This is a genomic window from Flavobacteriales bacterium (assembly GCA_013001705.1).
In the GTDB taxonomy this organism is placed as follows: domain Bacteria; phylum Bacteroidota; class Bacteroidia; order Flavobacteriales_D; family JABDKJ01; genus JABDLZ01.
The window spans coordinates 1-5403 of sequence record JABDLZ010000026.1; the positions used below are offsets into that span (position 1 = coordinate 1).

Sequence of the window (5403 nt, forward strand, 5' to 3'; positions counted from 1 at the left end):
TAACGGATGCCACGGGCCATTTTCCATTGGAGAGGTAATTACTACGCGCCACTTCGGTGAAGAGCTGATTGAGGCCCGGCCAGATATAATCTGCAAACTGTACCTCGACTATCGGCTTACATCCGACTGCTGACATGCCTACCGTACTACCGATGATGAAAGCTTCTTGGATAGGCGTATTGAAGACCCGGTCATCCCCGAACTTTTGGGCAAGCGTGGCCGCTTCTCGGAATACCCCGCCCAATCGTCCACCAACATCTTGACCATATAAAAGTGCCTCTGGGTGCTCCCTCAGGATCTCCTCAACGGCAAACAACGCGCAGTCCACCATCAAAGTGGGCTCCTTACCCGGCCCTTCCCGTTGACCTTTTTCTTCGGTGATGGGAGTGGGAGCGAAGATGTGATCATAAATACTCTCAGGGTCCGGTTCATCGGCATTGAGCGCAATGCGGTAGTCGGTACTTACGAGGTCCTTGGCCTTGCGCTCGATCTGCAAGAGCTCCTTCTCATCCAGACCGATGTCCACCAATTGCTGGAAGAAATACGGATAGGGGTCACGGGTCTTATGCTCTTCAAGGTCGTCCCGATACCATTCTCTACGCACTCCGGATGTGTGGTGTCCGAGTAGGGGTACTTTGGCGTGAATCATGAAGGGGCGTCTCTCCCTTCTCATCGTATCGATGACTTCACGCAGCACCTGATAACACTTGACGAAATCCTGACCTTCTTCGATCGTTCGACACTCGATGCCTTTGAATCCCTGGACGAAATGAGTAGCGTCATTGGCACGTATCTCAGAGGCATGGGCCGAGATGTCCCATTCATTGTCCTGTACGAAGAAGAGGATGGGCATCTGCTTGAGGGCGGCCATGTGCAAGGCCTCGGATACTTCACCTTCGGTGATGGATGCATCTCCTAGTGAGCAGACCACCACGGAATCCTTTACATCTGTCAGTCCCTTCTGCTCGAGATACTGTACGCCCATGGCCACTCCGGTAGTAGGGATGGCCTGCATGCCGGTGGCCGAGCTCTGATGCGGGATCTTGGGCATGTCCTTCCTCCGCAGACTAGGGTGGGAATAATAGGTGCGACCTCCGCTGAAGGGGTCATCCTTCTTGGCAAAGACCTGTAGCATCAACTCGGCCGGGTTCATTCCGATACCTAGCAGGATAGAATCATCCCGATAATAGGGTGAGACCCAATCCTGCGGCTGCAATTGCATTCCAAGGGCCAGTTGGATGGCCTCATGACCGCGGGAAGTGGCGTGCACATACTTCGAGGTCAACTTGGCATTCTCCTCGTAGATGTCTGACATGGCCCTTGCGGTGGCCATCAATTCATAGGCCTTCAGTAATGTGTCTTTGTCGATTTCTTTGTGTGGAGTCGATAGGGTTTTCTGGTCGGACATGTACCATTTGCTTTAAGCTTCTAAGATAAGATTTCTAGATCCTTCTGTGGTATGCGCAGGATTCCTCTGAAGGGCCTGGATCGGATGTTCTCTGACAATGCTAGCAATGTATCTTCACGCCCAGAAAAAATTCTTTCCATGACATTGAAGAAGACCCTCATTGCCCTTTCCCTGATCATCCTTTTAGCTGAATTTCCCGCTCAGGTGGATATCGATATCGCTCTGGTCGAATTCGCTTCTGGATTCGATAAACCGGTGGATATCACTACAGCCGGGGATGCCCGACTCTTTATACTCGAGAAGGATGGTGTGATCCGTATCCTGAATTCAGATGGGACCATCAATGCACAACCCTTCCTCGACATCCAATCCCAGACCTCGACAGGAGGGCTCAATAGTGAGCAGGGATTGCTTGGGATAGCTTTCCATCCGGATTACGAAAGCAATGGATTCTTCTACTTGAACTATACGCGTGGAAATGGCGACACCAGAATATCCAGATTCACCGTTTCGGGTGATGAGGATATTGCCGATGCAACTTCCAGGGTGGACATCCTGGACATCGACCAGCCTTACGGGAATCACAATGGTGGAGGTCTGAAGTTCGGACCCGATGGATATCTCTACATAGGTATGGGTGATGGAGGATCGGCCGAGGATCCTCTCGATGCCGGTCAGAGTATGAATACCCTACTCGGAAAGATGCTGCGTATCGATGTGGACGGAGCTTCGCCCTATGGTATTCCAGCGGATAATCCTTTTGTCGGGACCAGCGCTGATACCCTGCCCGAGATTTGGGCCTCTGGTCTCCGTAATCCCTGGCGCTACTCCTTTGACAGAATCACTGGAGACCTCTGGATGGGCGATGTCGGTCAGTACAATTGGGAAGAGATCGATTGGCAACCTGCCTCCAGTATGGGAGGAGAGAACTATGGATGGAGATGTTATGAAGGGAACCATAGCGGCTTCGGTGGAGGGTGTCCTCCTATGAGTGCTTTTACCGGACCGGTAGCCGAGTATTCCCATTCAGGAGGAAATTGTTCGGTGACAGGTGGCTTCGTTTATCGAGGTAATTCCTTTGGAGAACTCCAAGGCAAGTACATCTACGTGGATTATTGCAGCGGACAGTTCTGGAGTCTGGAACAGAACGATGCCGATGAATGGGTGGTCTTCACAATTTCTGGACAAGAAGGATTCGGTTGGACCGCATTCGGAGAAGATCAGTTCGGTGAATTGTACGTGGCGAAACAGACCGATGGCACCATACATCGTATCGTTCAGGATGGTTGTGAGAACAATTTCGCAGAGATCGGAGGGGATGGATTCGGCAATCTGGTTGCAAGTGATGGTATTGCTTGGCAATGGTATCTGAATGGCGAAGCTATTCCTTTGGCCACTGATCAGACGTATACTCCGGTGGTGGAAGGTCAATATACCGTCTTAGTCAGCTTTGACAGTTCATGCGCCATGTATGCTGCGACATTCGATTACTCCTTTACCTCTATCGATGAACTTTCTAATGCACACGGTGTCACCTTGATACAGAATCCTATCGGAGAAGAACTGCTTCTGCAATTCGCTCAGAGTGTGCAAGCTTCCATCGATCTACAGTGCTTCGATGCGGTCGGTAAGATGGTCTTCATGGATCGAATACAACCGGGTATCCAGTATTGGAGCCATACAAGCAGTGGCCTCGAGTCAGGGAATTATACGCTCTCATTGAGTAATGAGAAGGGTGTGACCGCTGTCCGCTTCACAGTGGTCGATTGAGCAAAGAATGAATTCTATGAGGAAAGGCGACCATCGGTCGCCTTTCCTAGTATACTGACCTACCTTTGCGGCCATGCGCACAAAAACGCTCAAGAAGAACAAGGTCAATGTGGTGACGCTCGGTTGTTCGAAGAACATCTTCGACTCCGAAGTACTCATGGCGCAGCTACGTGGCAATGACTTCGAAGTAGAACATGAATCTGAGGAGGAGGATGCCAGTACGGTGATCGTCAATACTTGCGGATTCATCGACAATGCCAAAGAGGAGAGCATCAACACCATTCTCGCTTATGCCGATGCTAAGAAAGATGGACGGGTCGACAAGCTGATCGTCACAGGCTGCCTGAGCGAGCGCTATGCCGATGAACTGCAGACCGAGATTCCTGAGGTGGACTCTTGGTTCGGCACACGGGACCTGCCGCGTCTCCTGAAGACCATGAAGGCCGATTACAAGAAGGAACTCGTGGGCGAGCGTATGCTCACCACCCCCTTCCACTATGCTTATCTGAAGATTGCCGAAGGCTGCGACCGTCCCTGTTCTTTCTGTGCCATCCCACTCATGCGCGGTAAGCACAAGAGCACCCCCATGGAGGATCTGGTCAAGCAAGCTGAAGGACTGGCCGCTCAGGGTGTCAAGGAATTGATACTGATCGCGCAGGATCTGACCTACTACGGCCTGGACCTATATAAGAAGCGTAATCTGGCCGAACTGCTCGATAAGCTGGCCGATGTAGAAGGCATCGAATGGATCCGTCTGCATTATGCCTTTCCCGCAGGATTTCCTATGGATGTACTCGAGGTGATGAAACGCAGAGAGAATGTCTGCAACTACATCGACATCCCCTTGCAGCATGCCAGCACCAACATGCTCAAGGCCATGCGCAGAGGCATCACCCGGGAGAAGACCACTGCTCTTATCCAGCAGTTCAGAGAAGCTGTTCCAGGTATTGCTATCCGCACTACTTTGATCGCAGGCTATCCGGGTGAGACGGAGGAGGATTTCCAAGAGATGAAGGAATGGGTCAAAGAGATCCGATTCGATCGATTGGGCATCTTCACATATAGCCATGAGGAGAATACACATGCTTTCAACTCAGAGGATGATGTCCCCGATGAGGTCAAGCAAGAGCGGGCCGATGCCGTGATGGAGATCCAGAGTCGGATTTCAGCAGAGCTCAATCGAGAGAAGATAGGGCAGCAGTACAAGGTACTCATCGACCGCACAGAGGGAGGCTACTATGTGGGCCGTACCGAGTTCGATTCACCCGAGGTGGATAATGAAGTCTTGATTCCGATGACAGATGAGCTACATCTTCGTATAGGAGATTTTGTGAATGTCAAGATCCAGGATGCAGAGGAGTACGATCTTTTTGCGGAAGTGACCTGAGTCAGTATTCTCACTTGTTCCAAAACTATCTTTGTCTCAAATCATTCGTACATGGCATCTGATCAAGCCGGATTCTTCAAGGACCATCCGTATATCCTAGAGGCAGAAGCACTCAACAAAAAGCATGTAGATCGCAGGGAATTCCATACGGCTATGGAGCCTGTGCTTCAGAAAATGGCCCAGGATAAGGAGTTCATGATGCAGGTAATGGAGCGCAACTTCAGCGACAAGGGATGGTTGCAGATGGATTGGAGTGATTTCAACATCCCAGCATTCTATGTCTATGAGAATGATGATATGATCATCAAGGTGCATCTCTTCCCAGCCGGTCCGCAAGGCATGCAGCACTACGCAGCGCATGCCATTCACCATCACAATAACTACATCCTCACGACCTATGCCTTCTTCGGGTCGGGATACGAGACCTTCCTTTTCGAGAAAGACCCTCAAGTGGATGCATCCACCCTTGAGACCAATCTGCGCATTCGTAAGCATTTCCATCAAAAGGACTGGAATCCATCCCGAGTGGATAGCTGGGAACCACATATCGTATTCCTCCCCGAGTCCTTATCGGCCACCTTCCTCATGTGGAGTCCCGATCAGAAACGCAAGACCGACAAATTGAGGAACAATCCCATCCTCAAACCCTTCAAAAAGGAGCTCAGACACCTGATCTACAAGATGGGAGCAGGAGATAAGTTGGGTATTGCCCGACAGAAGACCTATCAGTTCTATGTGAAGGATGGTCAGGCATACGGTGTTGAGGAATCCGAGTATTTCGCGCCAAGTAAAGCCGCTAACGGGCCCGAGCAGAAGCAGTATGCGATGCAGATGATCT

Annotated in this window: 4 protein-coding genes; 3 read left to right on the forward strand and 1 reads right to left on the reverse strand. The window is 50.9% G+C overall.

Going from position 1 to position 5403, the window contains the following annotated elements:
• A partial coding sequence (locus HKN79_00670; GenBank protein ID NNC82065.1) for a tungsten formylmethanofuran dehydrogenase occupies positions 1-1408 on the reverse strand: 1408 nt, incomplete at its 3' end.
• Between the two features lie 138 nt (positions 1409-1546).
• Here HKN79_00670 and HKN79_00675 point away from each other — a divergent pair.
• From HKN79_00675 to HKN79_00685, 3 genes are all read left to right on the forward strand, one after another.
• Entirely contained in the window at positions 1547-3178 is a 1632-nt protein-coding gene (locus HKN79_00675) for a hypothetical protein (GenBank protein NNC82066.1), read from the forward strand.
• 73 nt (positions 3179-3251) lie between these two features.
• Positions 3252-4565, forward strand: a complete 1314-nt coding sequence (rimO, locus tag HKN79_00680; GenBank protein NNC82067.1) for a 30S ribosomal protein S12 methylthiotransferase RimO — start codon at positions 3252-3254, stop codon at positions 4563-4565.
• Between the two features lie 51 nt (positions 4566-4616).
• Positions 4617-5403, forward strand: a 787-nt coding sequence (locus HKN79_00685) for a hypothetical protein (protein NNC82068.1), incomplete at its 3' end; no start/stop codon positions are given.

Coding starts and splice junctions, on each gene's coding strand:
- rimO (NNC82067.1), top strand. CDS start 3,252: ATGCGCACAAAAACGCTCAAGAAGAACAAGGTCAATGTGGTGACGCTC.
- HKN79_00675 (NNC82066.1), top strand. CDS start 1,547: ATGACATTGAAGAAGACCCTCATTGCCCTTTCCCTGATCATCCTTTTA.